This is a genomic window from Tunturiibacter gelidiferens (genome assembly GCF_051013345.1).
Classification (GTDB): Bacteria; Acidobacteriota; Terriglobia; order Terriglobales; family Acidobacteriaceae; genus Edaphobacter; species Edaphobacter gelidiferens_A.
The window spans coordinates 3,174,540-3,193,734 of record NZ_CP132939.1 but is presented as its reverse complement, the minus strand read 5'-3'; the positions used below and the strand labels follow the sequence as shown (position 1 = coordinate 3,193,734).

At 58.1% G+C, this 19,195-nt stretch carries 18 protein-coding genes and 1 pseudogene; 15 read left to right on the top strand and 4 right to left on the bottom strand.

Features of this window, described 5'->3' with window-relative positions:
- Nucleotides 1-212: 212 nt before the first annotated feature.
- Together uvrA and RBB80_RS15785 are read left to right on the top strand one after the other, a co-directional pair.
- Nucleotides 213-3,495, top strand: a pseudogene (gene uvrA, locus RBB80_RS15790) (excinuclease ABC subunit UvrA).
- On the top strand, nucleotides 3,492-3,902 hold the full coding sequence (locus RBB80_RS15785; RefSeq protein WP_433969281.1) for a hypothetical protein: 411 nt from the start codon (nucleotides 3,492-3,494) through the stop codon (nucleotides 3,900-3,902). Before uvrA ends, RBB80_RS15785 begins: the two are co-directional and overlap by 4 nt.
- A 16-nt stretch (nucleotides 3,903-3,918) precedes the next feature.
- On the opposite strand, the gene RBB80_RS15780 is transcribed toward RBB80_RS15785, so the two are convergent.
- Nucleotides 3,919-4,164 (bottom strand): hypothetical protein, encoded by a 246-nt coding sequence (locus RBB80_RS15780; RefSeq protein ID WP_433969280.1) that lies wholly within the window; start codon nucleotides 4,162-4,164, stop codon nucleotides 3,919-3,921.
- Nucleotides 4,165-4,299: 135 nt separating this feature from the next.
- Between RBB80_RS15780 and RBB80_RS15775 the strand changes: the two genes are divergently transcribed.
- On the top strand, nucleotides 4,300-4,551 hold the full coding sequence (locus tag RBB80_RS15775) for a CPBP family glutamic-type intramembrane protease (protein ID WP_433969279.1): 252 nt from the start codon (nucleotides 4,300-4,302) through the stop codon (nucleotides 4,549-4,551).
- Nucleotides 4,552-4,764: 213 nt separating this feature from the next.
- On the opposite strand, the gene RBB80_RS15770 is transcribed toward RBB80_RS15775, so the two are convergent.
- Nucleotides 4,765-5,442, bottom strand: a complete 678-nt coding sequence (locus RBB80_RS15770; protein ID WP_433969277.1) for a HEAT repeat domain-containing protein — start codon at nucleotides 5,440-5,442, stop codon at nucleotides 4,765-4,767.
- A gap of 37 nt (nucleotides 5,443-5,479) precedes the next feature.
- On the bottom strand, nucleotides 5,480-6,205 hold the full coding sequence (locus tag RBB80_RS15765; protein ID WP_433969275.1) for a HEAT repeat domain-containing protein: 726 nt from the start codon (nucleotides 6,203-6,205) through the stop codon (nucleotides 5,480-5,482).
- Nucleotides 6,206-6,439: 234 nt separating this feature from the next.
- Between RBB80_RS15765 and RBB80_RS15760 the strand changes: the two genes are divergently transcribed.
- The 7 genes from RBB80_RS15760 (at nucleotide 6,440) to RBB80_RS15730 (ending at nucleotide 13,343) form a co-directional block, all read left to right on the top strand.
- Entirely contained in the window at nucleotides 6,440-7,072 is a 633-nt protein-coding gene (locus RBB80_RS15760; protein ID WP_433969273.1) for a PEP-CTERM sorting domain-containing protein, read from the top strand.
- Between the two features lie 176 nt (nucleotides 7,073-7,248).
- On the top strand, nucleotides 7,249-7,743 hold the full coding sequence (locus RBB80_RS15755; RefSeq protein WP_433969271.1) for a hypothetical protein: 495 nt from the start codon (nucleotides 7,249-7,251) through the stop codon (nucleotides 7,741-7,743).
- Nucleotides 7,707-7,889, top strand: a complete 183-nt coding sequence (locus RBB80_RS15750) for a PEP-CTERM sorting domain-containing protein (protein WP_433969270.1) — start codon at nucleotides 7,707-7,709, stop codon at nucleotides 7,887-7,889. The genes RBB80_RS15755 and RBB80_RS15750 overlap by 37 nt, the downstream gene beginning before the upstream one ends.
- A gap of 603 nt (nucleotides 7,890-8,492) precedes the next feature.
- Complete coding sequence (pyrE, locus tag RBB80_RS15745; RefSeq protein WP_433969268.1) at nucleotides 8,493-9,161, top strand: orotate phosphoribosyltransferase; 669 nt, start codon at nucleotides 8,493-8,495, stop codon at nucleotides 9,159-9,161.
- The gene (locus RBB80_RS15740) at nucleotides 9,158-9,577 is read left to right on the top strand and encodes a hypothetical protein (RefSeq protein WP_433969267.1); all 420 of its coding nucleotides are present in this window, start codon (nucleotides 9,158-9,160) and stop codon (nucleotides 9,575-9,577) included. Before pyrE ends, RBB80_RS15740 begins: the two co-directional genes overlap by 4 nt.
- A 236-nt stretch (nucleotides 9,578-9,813) precedes the next feature.
- Nucleotides 9,814-10,476 (top strand): carboxypeptidase-like regulatory domain-containing protein, encoded by a 663-nt coding sequence (locus RBB80_RS15735; RefSeq protein ID WP_433969265.1) that lies wholly within the window; start codon nucleotides 9,814-9,816, stop codon nucleotides 10,474-10,476.
- Nucleotides 10,380-13,343 carry a TonB-dependent receptor gene (locus RBB80_RS15730; RefSeq protein ID WP_433969264.1) on the top strand — a complete coding sequence of 988 codons (2,964 nt, stop codon included), beginning with the start codon at nucleotides 10,380-10,382 and terminating at the stop codon, nucleotides 13,341-13,343. Before RBB80_RS15735 ends, RBB80_RS15730 begins: the two co-directional genes overlap by 97 nt.
- A gap of 127 nt (nucleotides 13,344-13,470) precedes the next feature.
- On the opposite strand, the gene RBB80_RS15725 is transcribed toward RBB80_RS15730, so the two are convergent.
- Nucleotides 13,471-13,998, bottom strand: a complete 528-nt coding sequence (locus RBB80_RS15725) for a hypothetical protein (protein WP_433969262.1) — start codon at nucleotides 13,996-13,998, stop codon at nucleotides 13,471-13,473.
- A gap of 125 nt (nucleotides 13,999-14,123) precedes the next feature.
- On the opposite strand from RBB80_RS15725, the gene RBB80_RS15720 reads away from it, so the two are divergent.
- From RBB80_RS15720 to RBB80_RS15700, 5 genes are all read left to right on the top strand, one after another.
- On the top strand, nucleotides 14,124-14,417 hold the full coding sequence (locus RBB80_RS15720) for a TIM barrel protein (RefSeq protein ID WP_433969261.1): 294 nt from the start codon (nucleotides 14,124-14,126) through the stop codon (nucleotides 14,415-14,417).
- A gap of 67 nt (nucleotides 14,418-14,484) precedes the next feature.
- Nucleotides 14,485-15,804 (top strand): Gfo/Idh/MocA family protein, encoded by a 1,320-nt coding sequence (locus RBB80_RS15715; RefSeq protein ID WP_433969259.1) that lies wholly within the window; start codon nucleotides 14,485-14,487, stop codon nucleotides 15,802-15,804.
- A gap of 153 nt (nucleotides 15,805-15,957) precedes the next feature.
- The gene (locus RBB80_RS15710; RefSeq protein ID WP_433969257.1) at nucleotides 15,958-16,836 is read left to right on the top strand and encodes a TIM barrel protein; all 879 of its coding nucleotides are present in this window, start codon (nucleotides 15,958-15,960) and stop codon (nucleotides 16,834-16,836) included.
- Between the two features lie 258 nt (nucleotides 16,837-17,094).
- The gene (locus RBB80_RS15705; RefSeq protein ID WP_433969699.1) at nucleotides 17,095-17,394 is read left to right on the top strand and encodes an STAS domain-containing protein; all 300 of its coding nucleotides are present in this window, start codon (nucleotides 17,095-17,097) and stop codon (nucleotides 17,392-17,394) included.
- A 427-nt stretch (nucleotides 17,395-17,821) separates the two neighbouring features.
- On the top strand, nucleotides 17,822-19,165 hold the full coding sequence (locus tag RBB80_RS15700; RefSeq protein WP_433969256.1) for a carboxypeptidase regulatory-like domain-containing protein: 1,344 nt from the start codon (nucleotides 17,822-17,824) through the stop codon (nucleotides 19,163-19,165).
- Nucleotides 19,166-19,195: the final 30 nt, after the last annotated feature.

Here is a 19,195-nt window from a genome sequence, read left to right as displayed (position 1 = left end):
CCCATTCCGCCAGCAACAATACTTTTACATCGTGGTTATTGTTACAAACTTCCGTGTGATTACAATGGCCCGAAAGTCGCTGTTATTGCTCTTTCGGATACATCTTTCCCATTCCGGGGTTGCCTCGATCCAAACCAACAGTCCTCCAGCAAATCTCTCCCCTGAAAATGCCGTATTCTAGAGACTTGGCCGAACATCGCCACAGACATCTCATGGGCATTACTCACATCACCGTCCGCGGCGCTCGCCAGCACAATCTGCGTAACATCGACGTCAGCATTCCGCGCAACACCCTCACCGTGGTCACCGGCCTCTCCGGCTCCGGCAAATCCTCCCTCGCCTTCGACACCATCTACGCCGAAGGCCAACGCCGCTATGTAGAAACCTTATCGGCATACGCCAGACAATTCTTAGATCAGATGGAGCGCCCCGACGTCGACGCCATCGACGGCCTCTCCCCCGCCATCTCCATCGAGCAGAAAACCACCTCCCGCAGCCCCCGCTCCACCGTCGGCACCATCACCGAGATCTACGACTACCTCCGCCTCCTCTACGCCAGCGTAGGCCAACCTCATTGCCCCAGCTGCCACCGCCCTATCACCCGCCAGTCCGCCGAGCAGATCGTCGAACGCATCGCAGCGCTCTCACCCGGCGAACGCATCACCGTCTACGCCCCCATCGTCCGCGGCCGCAAGGGCGAGTTCCGCGAAGAGCTCGAAGCCCTCGACCAGCAAGGCTTCCGCGCCCGCATCGACGGCGAGATGATAGAGCTCACCGAAGGCATGCGCCTCGAAAAGCGTAAGAATCACACCATTGAAGCCGTAGTGGACCGCATCATCCTCAAGCCCCTCCCCGCCAACGGGAACAGTAGCGCCGACAAACCCGCTACCCCAGGCACCAATCCGGGTGCCCCACCTCTCGATTCTGAGATGTGGGCTGGAGCGCAACCAAAGCCGAAATACGACACCCGCCGCCTCGAAACCAGCGTCCTCAAAGCCCTCCAGATGGCCAACGGCCTCGTCCTCATCGCCATCGCTGGCATGGACGAGACCCTCTACTCCTCCTCCATGGCCTGCCCCGACTGCGGCATCAACGTGCCCCGCCTCGAGCCCCGCAGCTTTTCTTTCAACTCCAACTACGGCGCATGCCCCAACTGCCACGGCCTCGGCAGCATCTACGACTTCGACCCCGCCAAGACCATCACCGATTGGTCCAAGCCCCTGCTCGACGGTGCCATGGGCCCCGGCAGCGGCTCAGCCTACCTCCTCCGCCTCATCAAGCTCTTCGCCGATAAAACCAAAATCAACATCAATCAGCCCTTCGAAGACCTCACCACCGAGCAGCAAAACCTCTTCCTCTACGGCCCCCCACGCGCCGAAGCCGGACGCACCGGCTTCCACGGCATCTTCGAATACCTCCGCTCCAACCTTGAAGACACCAAATCCGAGGGCTACCGCGAGTACATGATGCAGTACATGTCCGCGACCATCTGCCCCGTCTGCAAAGGCCGCCGTCTCCGCCCCGAATCCCTCGCCGTCACCATTCCCATACCATCCACAAATCCCGAGAAGGGAAAAATCCGGGTGCGGGTGCGGGTGCCCCACATCTCGATTCTGAGATGTGGGATGGAGCGGCAAAAATCGGACGGAAGCCACGGCTTCTCCATCGCAGACTTCACCGCCCTCCCCTGGAACGCGCACTACAAGCAGCGCAGAGCATGAACTTCGTAGGCCGCGACCGCATCATCGCCGACCGCCTCCAGCGCGAGATCATCGAACGCCTCGAATTCCTCAACGCCGTCGGCCTCGGCTACCTCGCACTCGACCGCTCTGCCGCCACTCTCTCCGGCGGCGAAGGCCAGCGCATCCGTCTCGCCACGCAGATCGGCTCCAAACTCCGCGGCGTCCTCTACGTCCTCGACGAGCCCTCCATCGGCCTCCATCAGCGCGACAACCAGCGCCTCATCAACGCCCTCGAAGACCTCCGCGACCTCGGCAACACCGTACTCGTCGTCGAGCACGATGAAGACACCATCCGCAAAGCCGACTACGTCCTCGACCTCGGCCCCGGCGCAGGCAAAAACGGCGGCCTCCTCATCGCCGACGGCACCCCGCAGCAGATCATGGACAACCCAGCGTCCATCACCGGCCAATACCTCGCCGGCAAAATCGAAATTCTGGCCCGCACTCAACCGCGCGAACTCACCAACAACTGGATCACCGTCGAAGACGCCCACTCCCACAACCTGCAGAACGTCACCGCCCACTTCCCCTCGGCGTCATGACCGTCATCACCGGCGTCAGCGGCAGCGGCAAATCCACCCTAGTCAACGACATCCTCTACCGGTCGTTAGCAAAAGAGCTGTATGGAAGCCGCGAAGAGCCCGGCCAGCACGGCAAAGTCATCGGCATCGACCAACTCGACAAGGTCATCCAGATCGACCAGTCCCCCATCGGCCGCACCCCACGCTCGAATCCCGCCACGTATACCGGCGTCTTCACCGCCATCCGCGACCTCTTCGCCATGCTCCCCGAGTCGCGTGAGCGCGGTTACAAGCCCGGCCGCTTCTCCTTCAACGTTCAGGGCGGACGCTGCGAAGCCTGCCAGGGCGAAGGCCAGCGCCGCATCGAGATGAACTTCCTCCCCGACGTCTACGTCCTCTGCGAAGTATGTAACGGACGTCGTTACAATCAGGAGACCCTCTCCGTCAAGTTCAACGGCTACAGCATCGCCGACCTCCTCGACCTCCCCATCGCCGACGCCGTCCCCATCCTCAAAGACATCCCAACCGTCAACGTAAAGCTGCAAACCCTCGTAGACGTAGGCCTCGGCTACATCCACCTCGGCCAGTCTGCCACCACCCTCTCCGGCGGCGAAGCCCAGCGCATGAAGCTGGCCCGCGAGCTCTCCAAGCGCCAGACCGGCCGCACCCTCTACCTCCTCGACGAGCCCACCACCGGCCTCCACTTCGACGACGTCCGCAAGCTCCTCGAAGTCCTCCACCGCCTCACCGACCTCGGCAACACCGTCGTCATCATCGAGCACAATCTCGACATCATCCGCAACGCCGACTACATCCTCGACATGGGCCCCGAAGGCGGAGAAGGCGGAGGCCGCATCATCGCACACGGCACGCCAGAGCAGATCGCCACCGTAGCCGCATCCCACACCGGCAGCTTTCTCGCCCGCTACTACGCCACTCACGCCTCCAACTTCGCCAGTCGCAACGGCACCAGTCACGCCGGACCCCAGCCCGCAAATATCGCCGCCGCCCCCGACGCGATCAAACAACCAAAAACCAAATTCATCGCGCCCGGGAAGAAAACCGGCCTCGCCAAAGCCAGCACCAGCAAGCCCGAAGAGAGATCCCCCAAAAGCATCAAGCCAAAACCCGCAAAGAAGTCCACAATAAGCAATGCAGGGACTCGAAAAGATTCAGAACCAAAGAAAAAAGCACCCGCCTCAAAGCCGGCCCCAAGCACGAAAAAAGCATGAGCGAACGAACCCCGAACCCCGCAACCCAAGCCTCCGGGTCCCCCGTGTCCCGATCCATCAGCTCGCACATCGCCCAAAGCACAGCCGCTTTTCTCTCTCCGGATCCAGTCGCCGCCGGCCCCCAAAACCGAAGCCAATCCGACGCGCCCGTCGTGCGCCCCTTGCTCCCCGAACGCTCCATCCTCCCTGAAGGCGAGGCCATCCTCCAGCCTCCCATGGACAACACCCCCAACGACGCTCCAGAGGACGCTCCTCACCGCATCCCCAACCTCGGCCACGCGCTCCTCTTCCTCGCCATCGCCGGCGTCTTCCTCTTCCTTACCCAGCTCCTTCTCCTCGGCGTCACCCACGCTCCCGCGATCGGGGGCAAGCTATCCGCCGCCTCCATCCCCCCAAGTTGCTCATAGCCTCGGAGACGTTCGCCTACCTCGCGACCCTCGCCATCTCCTGGTTTGTCTTCCCAATCCTTTGGAAACGCCCCTTCACCACCGGCATCGATGCCAACCCTGACGCCGCCCGACGCAACGCACTCCGACTCATCCCACTGGGCCTCACCCTCTCCTTCGCCGTGCAGGCCATCTCGTCCGTCATCGCCATCCCCAAAGACATCCCCATGGACGACTTCTTCCGCACTCCATCGGACGTCTGGCTGGTCACCCTCTTCGGCATCCTCCTCGCGCCTCTCTTCGAAGAGATCCTCTTCCGCGGCTTCCTCCTCCCCGCCGTCGCCATCGCCTACGACTGGCTCTCGCTCCCCGCACCCCCGCCGCCCGCGAGCTGTGGCACTCCAACAACAAGATCTCCATGCCTGCCCTGGTCTTCTCCGCCGTCTTCACCAGCATCCTCTTCGCCGCGCTCCATGGCCAGCAGACTGCCTTCACCTGGCCCGTGCTCCTTCTCCTCTTCTGCGTCTCGCTCATCCTCAGCGCCGTCCGCATCCGCCTTCGCTCTGTTCTCGCCTCAACGCTCATCCACGCCAGCTACAACTTCACCATCTTCCTCACCGCCTTCATCGCCACCGGCGGCTACCGCCACCTCGATAAACTCTCCCACTAGCACAAACGTCGTTGCTCGTCATCGTTGTAATCACCTTTGCACGTTTCTGCTGTCATTCTGAGCGCAGCGAAGAATCCCGAAGAACACAACCAGCCACGACCCACGCCCTCTAGGAGAGAAACCAGTTGTACTCTTTCCTTTCTCCGAGCCCCTTCGCTCGGGTGCCCATCCGTGCACATACGAGTAGGACAAACCGCTCGCGCGATTGTCTTCCTATTTCGGAGGCCACGGTCCAAGAGGATCAATGCCATTCGCCTTCTCCTCGCGAGCAAATTTAGCGGCATCCTTGGAAAGGTACTTATCTGCCGCTCTCTGCGCCTGAGGATCATCGAAATACACCAACACCTGCGAAGCAAAAGCAGCCGCCAATTCCGGTGACGCATTCTTGCACGCATCAATGATCAGTGGAACCGAAGCCTTGTCCCGGGCCCGGACCAATCCAGCCGCCGCAATAAGCTGAATGTCAGAATCAGGAGATGAAAGAGCTCTTTGAAGGATCCGCACTCCCCTGGGATCCCTGGTTTCAGCCACGGTTTCAACAAACAGCAACACCATGTTAAAGTTCGCATCCTGCTTGGCCCACGCGTCATAGGACGAAGGCCCCTCGATTGGCTTTCCCTGCGAATCGTTCTTCACGGCACACGAGGCCGCGCTTTCCAGCGCCGATGTCACTTGCCGCAACAGAAAATCCCAGTAGATATTCTCCTTGTCTCCGAGTCCGATCAAAGCACTCGCAATCTCCGCCTTAACGCGTTCATCCTGAGTATTCCCAAAGTTTTCTTTCAGGATGACAACAGTCTCTGCCGGATGTTTCGCTGCGGCTTTCCCAACGTAAGACATCGAGTCCCCGTTGTTCCGCTTCAAGGCTTCAATCGGATCGGGAGGGGGCAAACATTGTTCCTCAGCGGCTTGTGCAGCAGCTCGTGTCTCAGGATCGCGTTGAAATTGCCTTTAAAGTATGCGCGATTTGGCGCACCTCATCTGGATCATGGAATCGCTTGCATGCCTCGACAATCAACGGAATCGAATCCTTGTCATGAGCACGCGCTAGTCCGTCGGCCCCTGCAGAGACGATCTCGCGGTAAGGGGACTTGAGGGCTTCGCGAAGCAATGGAATCCCTCTTGGATCGCCAGATACCAAATAAACTTTGCCCTCAAGCCAATACAACGCCATCTCTGCTTGTGAGCCTTCAGGAACATTATGGGCTCGGGCCCACGCCACATACTCCGCTGGATGCCCCGACACGCAGTTCGCTGAAGAGAAACACCGTGGAGACGGAGCATCGCTCTCGATCGCCAACTTCGCCTGCTGCACCAGAAAGTCCCAGTACGCATTGCTCTTCTCACCCAGGTCCATTAAAGAGCGCGCGACTCTCGCCTTCACATCCGCATCCTGGCTCGTCACAAACCGTGCTTCAAGGATTGGAACAAGCTGTCCCGCCTCTGCCTCAGCAATTTGCTCTTGAGTCGCCGGACCGTAAACGCCCTCCTCTAGGTGTCCAATCACGCTGCGGACTCTCTGGCTAAGGACCTCGTCAACTTGGTCCTGCGACGTTTGCCCATAGCCAACACCAACCAGCAGACCACACCATACCGCGACGTACAGGACTTTCAACATCATCACACCGCGTAAAGGAAGCTGCTTGATAGACATTCCACTCGTCATGTCACACCCTCTCGATGAACCACGTGCCCGCGTCTGGGACGGCCAATGTTAGCACTGCTCCAAAATTGGGATGCTCCATAGCCGGTGCCCCATATCTCAATTCTGAGATGTGGGATTTGAGCGAAGCTCGAACCGCTTCTCCCTCACACATAAATTCACTTGACGCTCCCCAAAAGCGAGCGCACCCTCATCCCACTTAAAATTCGAGAAGGGAATCCCTCCATGCGCAAAGCTCTCTTCGCACTTCCGCTCCTGGCCTCCGCCCTGATCTTCCCTCGCACCGCCCACGCAGACACCCTCTCCTTCATTGTCTCCGTCATCGGTTCGGGCTCCATCGGAGACACTGCGTTCACAGACCAACGTGTGACGTTCACTGAATCCGCACCGGCGCAACTTGTGAATGAAGCCGTAACGGACTCCGGTGGCACCCCGAGCAGCTTCGGTATCTGCTTCGATTCCGGATCCACCGTAACGGTCCAGAGCCTTGGCACTTCCGGCGGCCCCGAACTCACCTGCGTATTTCACAACTTCACCGCGCCCAATGAGTTCTACATCGTCGATGGGAACGGTGATCTCTCCATCACAGTTCCTCTTGCCTTCGATAGTTTTCAATCTTCGGTCGGACCGGTCGCCGGCAATGCCTACGTCAATTTCAACTCCTGCGATCCCGGCGGACTCACGCCGTGCCCACCGTACTTCGGCGGGTTAACCTTCACCTTCTACGAGGCGGATACGGGAATCGCGGCGCTCCTCGTCACCTCCTCTACTCCCGAGCCATCGACCTTCGTATTGCTCGCTACCGGCTTTCTCGGGGTTGGTTGTTTGTTGCGCCGGGGTAGATCGATCAACGCCTAGGCCCTTGCGGCACCAAAAAACGTATGCCGGGTGCCGGGTGCCCCACATCTCGATTCTGAGATGTGGGCCTTCGAGCGAAGCTCGAACCGCTTCTCCCTCACACATAAATTCACTTGACGCTCCCCAAAAGCGAGCGCACCCTTATCCCACTTAAAATTCGAGAAGGGAATCCCTCCATGCGCAAAGCTCTCTTCGCACTTCCGCTCCTGGCCTCCGCCCTGATCTTCCCTCGCACCGCCCACGCAGACACCCTCTCCTTCATTGTCTCCGTCATCGGTTCGGGCTCCATCGGAGCAGACACTTTTACGGACCAACGCGTGACCTTCACCGCATCCATACCCGAGCAGGATCTGCTTCAAATATTCTCGGAGTCCGGTGACAACCCGGGCAGCTTTGCAACCTGTGGGATACCCTCCACCGCAACGGTCCAGGGGATTGGCACCTTCGGTGGTCCTCAACTCACCTGCGTAGTTCACAACTTCACTGACACTGGTATTTTCTCGATCGGCGATGGGGACAACGGTCTCACAATTTCGATGCCTTTTGCCTTCGATAGCTTTCAATCTACGGTCGGACCCGTTTATGCCGACGCCTTTGTCAACCTCGATTTTTGCGACCCCGAAGATCGTTTTCCGTGCCCACCAATCTTCAATACGTCCGGGGGGCCATAACCATTACTTCGTACGAGGCGAGTACGGGATTCTCAGAGCTCCTCGTCACCTCCTCGACTCCCGAGCCATCGACCTTCGCATTGCTCGCTACCGGCTTTCTCGGGGTCGGTTGTCTGTTGCGCCGGGGTAGATCGATCAACGCCTAGGCCCCTTCAGCAATTCGAAAATCTCTCTTCACCCCGCCGCCACACCCGCTCCTAAGGGATGAACACAAACCCGCACGCCCGGCGAGAATGGGCGCGGTACAGGCCACTAAACTGCCAGTGTGAAACATCCCTTGGCGGTTTGCCCCGTTCAAGGGATTTGCTTTTAAGTTTGCGGGAACTTCTTTAGCCTGAGAGCATGGCTGACATGGGCATCAATTCCCAAGTCGTAATTTGGTCTCTTGGCTCCATTCCGTTCTTCTGGTTCGCTGCTAAGCTGCGGAATATTGAAGTTCCCCATGATGCTCCTCCAGCCTTCGTGGGACTCTCCTTAGAAAAGAGAAAAAGGAAGATGCGAAGGTCAATCTGGCTTAGCATTCTCGCGGGATGTATGGCTTTAGCTATTGCGGCCCGATTCGCTTTCCACTGAAAACTAGAGCCGAGGGAGTGATGTACTTAAATCCCCAAATTTAGCTAAAACCCCTTTCGATGGTATATCTTAGCGGTACCAAAAAACATATATCATTGCAAACACTAGACTTACTCTGGGATACCCCCGGGGGGTGCCCTCAACCACTAGCCAGCTGCTCTACAATCGACCTGACCATGCCGACAGATAGCCGCACTGCCCTCCTCGACCTCATCGCCACCCACTCCTTCAAGCTAGGTGACTTCACCCTGGCCAGCGGCCAGAAGTCGGACTACTACATCGACTGCCGCATCACCACCCTCCACGCCGAAGGCGGCCGCCTCTCCGGCCTCGTTCTCTACGACCTCATCCGCGAAATCCTCCCCAACTCAGAAAAGATCGAAGCCGTAGGCGGCCTCACCATGGGAGCCGACCCACTCGTCTCCAACACCGCCAGCGCCAGCGCCTGGGCTCTCGCCGATCACAACGAAATAGCCGAGCTCTCCAGCGCCCTCGAACTCGAAGCCGACGAAGATCCCGGTCCAACCCCCACCCTCATCCACGGCTTCCTCGTCCGCAAAGCCGAAAAGACTCACGGCACCGGTCGCCGCATCGAAGGCTTCCTCAAACCCGGCGCCCACGTCATCATCGTAGACGACGTCTGCACCACCGGCGGCTCCACCATCACCGCCATCGAGGCCACCCGCGAGGCCGGAATGAACGTAGCGGGCGTCCTCTGCCTGGTAGACCGCGAACAAGGTGGCCGCGCCAACATCGAAGCCGCGATCCCGGGCGTCCCCTTCCACTCCGTCTTCACCGCTTCTGACGTCCGCGCCGCTCACATCGACCTGCAAAAGAAGAAATGAGCCCAACCGATCAACAATCTAGAGCGCTCGCTTTCCTGCGCATCTCTATCGGCCTTCTCTTCCTCATCTTTGCCGAATACAAACTGACCAGCACGAAGTTCATCTGGGGCGGAATGGCCCAATACATCCGCCAGTTCCTCAACCAGGGCTCTTACCCCTTCATTCGGCCGCTCTTACGAGACATCATCCTTCCCCACGCTGTCTTCTTCGGCGCACTGGTCAGCATCTCTGAACTGTTGATTGCGCTCAGCTTTCTCACCGGAGTCCTGATCCACGGGGCAAGCCTCTGCGGCCTGATCTTGATGCTCCTTTTGCTCTTCTCCTCGAACTATCCCGGCCCCGACTCCCTCCCTGGCAGTTCTTCGGTGCCTCTCTCGAGCACTCTGTTCTCGCCCTCTGTTTTATCGCTCTGCTGATCGGCCCTCCCAGTCAGCGCTGGGCTCTTCGCCGGTCCAAACGATAGGGCGGTCCAGGCCTCGCCAACAAGCCCGGCGCGTACAGTCTCTTACGCTCGAACAGAGCTTCGGAACCGGGGTTATGTTAATTTTCTTGACTGACCCATATTGCCACTGGTAGGGTTCGTTCGCTCTTCAAACAATAAATATTTTGGGCCTGAAAAGTTGTAACACCTTCCGGAGGTTTCCACGTGATCATGCTAAAGAAACTAAGACTCATCATTCCCCTTCTCATCCTCGGTCTATCGCCCTATGTCTTCGGTCAAGCGGTGAACGCAACACTGCTCGGAACGATCAACGACCCAAGTGGGGCAACTGTTGCCGGGGTCAGAGTCACCGTGACAGAAGCCGCGACCGGTGCCGTTCATCAGACCCTGACCAATGAAAGCGGTAACTACACAATTCCCGATCTCGCCCCCGGAACCTACAACATCACCGCTGAGGCCCCAGGATTCAAGAAGGACACCCACCAAAACATCGATCTCCTCACGAACTCCTCCACACGTATCGACATCTCGATGGTGACCGGCAGCGTCTCGGAGACCGTTCTTGTGACGACCGCGCCCCTCTCCTTCAGACCGACCGTGCCGACATCAGCACGAAGATCGAGTCAAAACAGGTCGCCGATCTACCTCTCGGAACCAACCGCAACTTTCAAACTCTGCTCAATCTCGTTCCCGGCATGGCGCCCGCCACCTTCCAGCACTCGCAATTCTTCAACGCTGCAAGCACCCTGCAAACCGAGGCGAACGGCCTGCCGCGCATGGGCAATCTCTACCAGATCGAGGGCATCGACGATGATGAGCGCACTGGCCTTCTGCAGATCATCATTCCCCCGGCAGAGTCCATCCAAACTGTAGATATCTCCACCAACAACTTCGAAGCAGAACTTGGTCGCGCTACCGGCGCCGTCACCAACGTCATCCTCAAATCCGGATCGAACGCCTTCCACGGTTCGGCCTTCGAATTTATTCAGAACAACGCCGTCAACGCCCGCTCCTACTTCGGCGGCCCCCTCGGTCATCTGTCGTACAACTATTACGGCGGCAGCATCGGCGGTCCCATCATCAAGGACAAACTCTTCTTCTTCGCCGACTACCTCGGAACCTCAGACCATGAGCGCGTTAGCAGCACTCTCACCATTCCAGATTCGCGGTATTACACTCCGAATGCCCAGGGCAACATCGATCTCAGTGCCGCCCTCGGAGCCGTCGATCCAGCAAGTCAAGCAAAGATCGGGCAGGTCTTCAACCCTGCAAGTGGAGACGGCAAGACGACACCGCGCACACCTTTCGCGAACAATCAGATACCGTTCAGTGCGGTCAATCCCGTTTCGCTAAAGATTCTGCAGATGGTGAACGCTGCAGCCCTTACCAATGGAAAGCTGAACTCTAGCGCACCTCTCATCAACCCTGCCAACAACTACACGACAAACCTTCCCTTCACCAAGGGCACAAACAGCTTCGATACAAAGGTCGATTGGACCATCAACGAGCGGAACCACCTCAGCGGCCGATACAGCTATCAGCGTGTCAACACCTTCCAGGCTCCCGCATTCGGCTCTTTCCTCGGTGGTCCGGCTGGCGGCGGCTTTGAAGGTACAGGTCTCCAGACCTCTTACAGCACTGGCGGCAACTACGACCACATCTTCTCTCCGACCCTCTTCACGGAAGTGCGATTCGGCGTCGCTCACCTCCGAAACAACTCTCAGCCCAGCGACTACGGCTCCAACGACGCTGACACTCTGGGTGTTCCAGGCGTAAACATTGCGGGACAGCCCTTCACCTCCGGACAGGTCGGCCTCACCATCAACGGCGGCTTCTCCGGAACTCTCATCGGATACTCAGCCTCGGTCCCATGGATTCGTGGCGAATCGAACATCGACTTCGTCAACAACTGGACCAAGGTCATCCGCAACCACACCATCAAATTTGGTGGCGACCTTCGCCGTGTCCGCGACGACCTGCTCCAGGATCAAACCTTCAGTCCACGCGGTGCATTCACCTTCTCCGACGTTCAAACTTCGAGCAACGTCTGCCCGTCCGGACCAGCCAGCTGCGTCGCGGCAAAAACAAACATCTCCAACGACATCGCCAGCTTCCTCTTCGACCTTCCGAGTCAGACGGGACGCGACCTCAACACCTTCTTTCCGGCCTACCGCCAGTGGTGGTTCTTCGCCTTCGCCAGCGACAAGTGGCAGGCAACCTCCAAGCTGACTGTCGACCTCGGCCTTCGCTGGGAGTTCTATCCGCCTGCAACGCCACGGCACTCCGGTGGTTTTTCCAACTACGATCCCACGACCAACAACATCGTCATCGCAGGCACAGGCGGCAACCCATCCAATCTTGGTTTAGAGACTCGATATAAATACTTCGCCCCGCGCACAGGATTCGCTTACCGCGCGACAGACGATACAGTCATCCGCGGAGGCTTCGGCATCAGCTACATGCCATTCCCGGACAACGTCTACGCCTACAACTACCCTGTCCGCGCCAACAACAGCTATCAGCCAGCAGGAGCATCGCCCTTCACGCCTGCAGTAATTGGCGATGGGGTAACGCCAGCTACCTTCCAGGCCGGCTTCCCCGCCCCCGTAAAGATCGATATCCCCTCCAGCGGCATCATTCCCGCGAACACCAGCTTCTTGCAAAATCAAGCCTATTTTTACATCCCTAAAACCTTCAAAAATGCATACGCCGAATCCTGGAACGTCGCAGTGCAGCAGGGATTCCGTGGAAATCTCTCACTTCAACTCGCGTACGTCGCAAACCACGGCGTCGATATCTCCGGCGCTCAGAACATCAACCAACCCACGACCTATGGCGGAGGCGCGAAGTCTGACCCTGAAAATATCGCGTTCGGACGCACCGCGGCGACCAATCAGTACTTTCTACCCTTCTCTTCCAACTATCAGTCACTGCAAGTCCAACTCACCAAACGCTTCTCCAACAGCCTTGCATTTGGATCCGCCTTCACCTGGGGCAAAGCAATGGGCTACATCAGCAATAACGTCTCGCCGGCAAACAGCCCTGACGATGGCGGCCTCTTGTTCTATGCGAACCCTCGCAAAAACTACGCTCCACTCGACTTCGACCGTACCCTGAACTTCGAGCAGAGCTTTACCTACGAGCTTCCCTTCGGCCGCGGCCACAGCATGTTCAGCTCCGGCTTCGCGAACATCGCTCTCGGAGGCTGGAAGGTTTCCGGAATTATCTCTGTCCTCTCCGGCCTTCCCTTCAGCGTTCTCACAAACGGTGCAAACCTTAATACTCCCGGAACCTCTCAGACGGCGAACCTCACAGGCACATACCATGTCACGCATCAGGTCGGTGCAAACGCGCACTGGTTCGACCCAACAGCCTTCTCTGTCCCCAGCGGATGCCCGGCTAGTACCCCAACAAATCCCGTGCCCTGCACTGCCCAAAACGCCGGATTAGGCAACACGGGGAGGAATCAGTTCCGTGGTCCCGGTTATATTCAGGACAACTTCTCCTTGTTCAAGAGCTTCAATCTCTTCCGCGAAGCAACCATGGAGACTCGCATCGAGGCCTTCCAACTGAGCAATACCCCACAATTCGTCTTCAATTCAAACTTTAGCAACACCAACAACTGCTGCACGGCTTCCAGCTTCGGTCAGATCACAAACACCCTCGGCAGCGGTCAGGGCAGCGTAAACGGTGTCGGAGGCGGACGCACCCTGCAAGCATCCGTGCATTTCCTCTTCTAACGCTCAAACTTAATGGCCGGTCAGCACGTCCACCAGTTGACCGGCTTTTGCACCGCCGTTTATTCACATCGATTTTCAACCACCAAGAAACAGGAGAAACATGCCAGGCGTTTCCAGAAGAAATTTTCTAACAGGAGCCGGAATGGCCGTCGCAGCCACCGCAGCCCGACCGTTGTTTGGTCTCCCGACCGCGGCGCAATCCCCCTTCAAAATTGCAGTCATCTCGGACGAGATCTCGCAAGACTTTGATCATGCCTGCTCCGTGATCGCAAACGACTTCGGCTTGCACTATGTAGAGCTGCGCGAGATGTGGGGTAAGAATCTCCAAACCGTCTCCGACGCCGAGATAGCCGAAGCTCAGAAGATTCTCGCGAAGTACAGCCTCCAGGTCACGGACATCGCGAGCCCACTCTTCAAAGTCGACTGGCCCGGGGCCCCCAAGTCCCAATACAGCTCCAAGGGAGACCTCCACGGGGCCGCCGAGTCCGCCTACAAGCAGCAGGACGACGTCCTCGCTCGTTCCATCTCTCTCGCCAAACAGTTCAAGACCGACAAGATTCGCTGCTTCGACTTCTGGCGCCTGGATGACGTCGCTCCCTACCGCGCAGCGATCAACGAGAAACTCCGCGCTACGGCCGAGGTCGTTGGCCAGCAAGGTATCCTTCTGGTCATTGAAAACGAATTCGCCTGCAACACTGCCACTGGCCGCGAAGCAGCAAAGACGCTCGAAGCGGTTCAATCCCCCACTTCGTCCTCAACTGGGACGCCGGAAACGCAGTCATGCGCGGCGAACTCGACGCCTTCGCCGGTGGCTGGGACACTCTGCCCAAAAACCGCATCCATCACTGCCACTGCAAAAACGCCGTCAAGGACGACACAGGAAAGATCGTCTGGTCACCGGTAGACAAAGGCTTCATCGATTGGACCGCACAGTTCCGCGCACTCAAACAATCCGGCTACCGCAACGCCGTCAGCCTTGAAACGCACTGGCGCGGAGCGGGCACCCCTGAAGCGTCCACGCGGATCAGTTGGGCTGGCATGAAGCAATGCCTGATGAACTCGGGAACCTTCTAAACCGTCTCGGGGCAACAGCCATCACTTCGAAAAATATTCTGTGCCGCTTCAGACCATGGGAGAAAAAATGATTACCAGACGTGAGTTTCTCGACACACTAGCAGTAGGAGCAGCGGGCCTCGCTGTCGCATCAACCGCAAAGAGTTACGCGCAGATCCTCGGCTCCAACGATCGCCTCAACTTTGCCGTCATTGGCGTTCGGAGTCGGGCGTACGCTCACCTCTCCGCGCTCAAGGCAAACAAAAAAGATGCACGCATCGCCTATGTCTGCGACGTGGACAGCAACACGGTAAAGAAGTTCGCCGATGACACGCAGAAAGAGATGGGCGAAGCACCGGTAGCTGAGAAAGACTTCCGCCACATCCTTCAACAGAAGGACGTCGACGCCATCACCATCGCTGCGCCCGACCACTGGCACACCCCAATGGCAATCGCGGGACTACAGGCAGGCAAACACGTCTACGTCGAAAAACCCTGCAGCCACAACCCCGCCGAAGGCGCGCTCCTTGTACAAGCCCAGCAAAAGTACGGAAAGCTCGTCCAGATGGGCACGCAGCAACGCTCCTCCCCGCACACCATTGAGATAGTCGACAAGATTCACAACGGCCTCATCGGTCGCGCCTACTTCGCCAAAGCCTGGTACAGCAATGTAAGAAAGTCGATCGGCACAGGCAAGGAAGCGCCCGTACCGCCGCAGCTTGACTGGGACCTCTGGCAGGGCCCCGCGCCACGCCGTGCCTATACCGACAACATCCAACCCTACAACTGGCACTGGTTCAGAACCTATGGCACCGGAGAAACCCTCAACAATGGCACTCACGAGATCGACGTCTGTCGTTGGGCGCTGGGTGTCGACTTCCCCGACCGGGTCACCTCATCCGGCGGACGCTATCAGTTCAAGGACGACTGGCAGTTCTACGACACCCTCGTCACCAGCTTCTACTACCCCGACAAGATGATCACCTGGGAGGGCAAGAGCTGTCAGGGAATGAAATACTACAACCGCGACCGCGGATCGGCCATCATGGGAACCACCGGCACCGTGCTCGTCGATCGCGATGGATACGAGATCTACGATCTCAAAGGAAACAAAACCAGCGAGTTTGCCACTGGAAAAGAAACATCCTCCTCCGATCTCACCGGCCGCGACTCCATGACCGACGCTCACTTCGCGAACTTCATCGCCGGAGTCCGCAAGGGAGAAAAACTTAACGCTCCCGTCTCAATCGGAAACGTCGCCGTTACCATGCTTCAACTCTCCAACGTCGCCTGGGAGGTCAACCGCGAGCTTCAACTCGATAACACCGACGGGAAGGTGCTGCATGATTCTGAAGCCATGAAGATGTGGGGACGCGACTACGAAAAAGGGTGGGCGCCACACCTCTAGGACTCTCAACGTGATGTTCGGACTACTGCAAGCGGTAGTCCGAACATCGCCCTTCCAACTCCACCGCGGTCGTTGTATCAACGGGCAAAATTCAAGCGCCTGTCGGCGAGAACATTGCAACAAACTCAAAGAAAGCGCGAGTCAAGACCTCTCATGACCAATAAGTTCTCACGTCGCAGCTTCGTTCAATCCAGCGCCCTCCTCGCAGCAGCAGGTGTTTCCTCGAGCGCCCTGCCTTCGTTAGCGCTGCAGCCCTCGCCCGTCACCGGAGCGCCATCTCCAATTCAACTCGGACTGGCCAGCTACACCTTCCGCAACTTCAGTCGCGCACAGATGATCGGCTTCATGAAGCAGCTCCACGTCACCGACCTCAACGTGAAGGACATTAAAGACCATCTCCCAATGGACCCCACCGAAGAGACCAAGGCCCTCGCAGACTACACCGCCGCCGGCATCAAGCTCCACGCCGCCGGAGCGATCTACTTCGCCAAAGACGAGGATGCCGACATCCGCAGCAAGTTCGAGTACTGCAAACGCGCCGGAATCTCCGTCATTGTCGCCGGTGACCCCGCTCCCGAAACTCTTCCGCGCGTTGAGAAGTTCGTCAAGGAATACGACATCCGCATCGCCATCCACAATCACGGCCCCGAAGACAAGCTATGGCACTCCCCGCTCGACATCCTTAAGGCCGTCAAAAATTTGGACCCGCGCATCGGCTGCTGCATCGACGTCGGCCACACCGTCCGTGCCGGCACAGATGTAGTTCAAGCGATTCACGAGGTCGGGCCGCGGCTGTTCAATTTGCACATGAAGGACCTTACCAACTTCGAAAGCAAGGAGAGCCAGGTCGCCGTGGGAGACGGAATCATGCCGGTAAGAGGAATCTTCGAGGCTCTCATCAAAACCAAATACAAAGGTTTCGTGGACCTGGAATACGAGGTCCACGCCGACGACCCAATGCCAGGTGTCATCGCCAGCTTCTCGTACATGCGAGGCGTCCTGGCAGGAATGGGATATCTAACCCACGGCTGATCCACAATATCTCCTGGAAGCACTCTCAATCCGAACCCCACCAGATTCAAATCTCCTTCATCCGATGTCAGCGTGAGCGCGAGAATGTTATCCTGCCGCTGGCTGGTTCGGCTCAGCTCTCTGTGCCGCCAACGGACTTGACAGTCGACATAAGCCCTCAGGATCGGTCATTCCAGAAGGCGGTCGTCGAGACGGAGGAGCAGCATTGAACACGCTTGAGATAAAAATCATGAACCACGGGGAGTAGAAGCCGTAGAGCTGAGCGGCGCACTCGTCCTCGGCGTTCCGGTCAATAACCTCCGACAAAAAATCGACAATCTGACTGCTCATGGCGCAAACCAATTCGTCTTCAATCTCACCGGGATCAGCCGCATGGACTCGAGCGGCATCGGCCTTCTGGTGATGATCATGAGTTCAACGAAAGAGGCGGGCGGGGCCCTGAAACTCGTAAATCCATCGAAGCAGGTAACCCAGACCTTGAAGATGTGCAACCTCTTACCGCTCTTTGAGGTGTTTTCCGAAGAGCAGGAAGCTATCTCCTCTTTCTCTAAACCCTGAGTGACCACCGCGCCTTTCACACGCTGGCTCCAGCATCGACGCGTGCAGAAATTCTTGCACTAGATCCTCTCAAGTCCAAATTTAAACACCAGCAGCTCTGAGACCGCGAACCGATGCTCATCGACCCTCGCGCTTAGACCCGTATACGGAGCTACCGTTGGGAATCCACGCCTGAACGAACAGAAGAGCAGTCCTATGACCTGAGCCACGCCGCAGGGCTCACCTGTTCCGGGCACTAAGACCGATATCCGCGAGGAGAGGTTCCAGATCTTTTGATGAGCCTGAAAGCCCCCAAGCCCAACCTTGACAGTCATTTGTCGGGACGCGCATAGTCGCTACCGGTCAAACGTTTGCCTAGATCCACCTTGTCTCCAGAGGAAGCTCTGCCATCGTGGATTTCCTCAGACGTTTCCAATCAGGAGGCATAATGCAACACTTTCGTTCCAGCAACATCACTCATCTCACGAGGTTCCCGCATTCTGTGCTGGGCCCGGCATTCGTCGCCATCATCTTCACCCTGTGCGCAGTCTCCGCTCACGCACAATTCCGTGGGTCAATCCAGGGAACCATCACCGACCCGAAAGGCGAAGTCATTCCTGACGCTACGCTCACCCTCACCGACACCGACACCAACCACCCCATCACCGCAATCTCCAATGGCAGCGGCGTCTATAACTTCAACGCGCTTGCACCCGACCACTACAACCTGACCGTAACCGCAAAGGGCTTCAAGGAACAGGTCATCCAGGACCTGCACATCATTCCCGACCAGCCCAACTCAGTCAACGTAGCCTTAGAGCTTGGCGAAGCGAACATCACCGTCACCGTCTCCGGCGACGCCATCGCCCCGCTCGAAACTGCAACCGCATCCACTAGTGGCGTCGTAAGCAGCAATCAGATTCAGCACCTGCCCTCAGCAGGCCGCGATGTCTTCCAACTCGCCCAGCTCGCCCCCGGAGTCTTCGGCGATGGTTCACAGGGTTCAGGCGGAGGTACCAACAACCTTCCCGGCACCACCGGCCCCGGAGGCTCCGCCGGCGGCGCAGGCATCTTTCAGACTGAAAACAATCCGCAGGTCATCGCAAACGGCGCGCAGAACTCCAGCAACGGCATCAGCATCGACGGCATCAGCACCGTCAGCGCCGTCTGGGGCGGAGCCTCCATCATCACCCCCAACGAAGACTCCGTAGAGAACGTCAAAATAGTCTCCAACAGCTACGACGCGGAGAATGGTCGCTTCAGCGGAGCCGGTCTGCAGGTCACCTCAAAGAGCGGCACCAACGACTGGCACGGCAGCTTCTTCTTCCGCGCCAACCGTCCCGGCCTCAACGCCTACCAGCGCTACAACGGCGTATCCTTCTACAATCCGGCAAACATTACACCTGCGGAAAAAGGCCTCAATCGCGATACTCAGCAGTTCAACCAGTTCGGCGGCAGTGTCGGCGGCCCCATTTGGAAAGACCACGTCTTCGCCTTCTTCGCCTACGAGACCATTCGCAACAGCTCCTCCCTCACCGCAACAAGCTGGTACGAGACCTCCGCCTTCCATGCGCTTGCACCACCCAACAGCATCGCCTCTACCTTCCTCAACTTCCCCGGCGCGACCGTAGCCTCATCGGGCCTCATCGATCAGAACTGCTCAAGCATCGGTCTTATTGAAGGAACCAACTGCCGTCACATTCCCGGGCAGGGCCTCAATCTCGGCTCCCCCTCACCAGCGGCCTCGGCACGCAGGACCTCAGCTTTCAGAACCCCACGAATCCGGGTGTAGGAAACGGTCTCTCCAACACCCCGGATATCG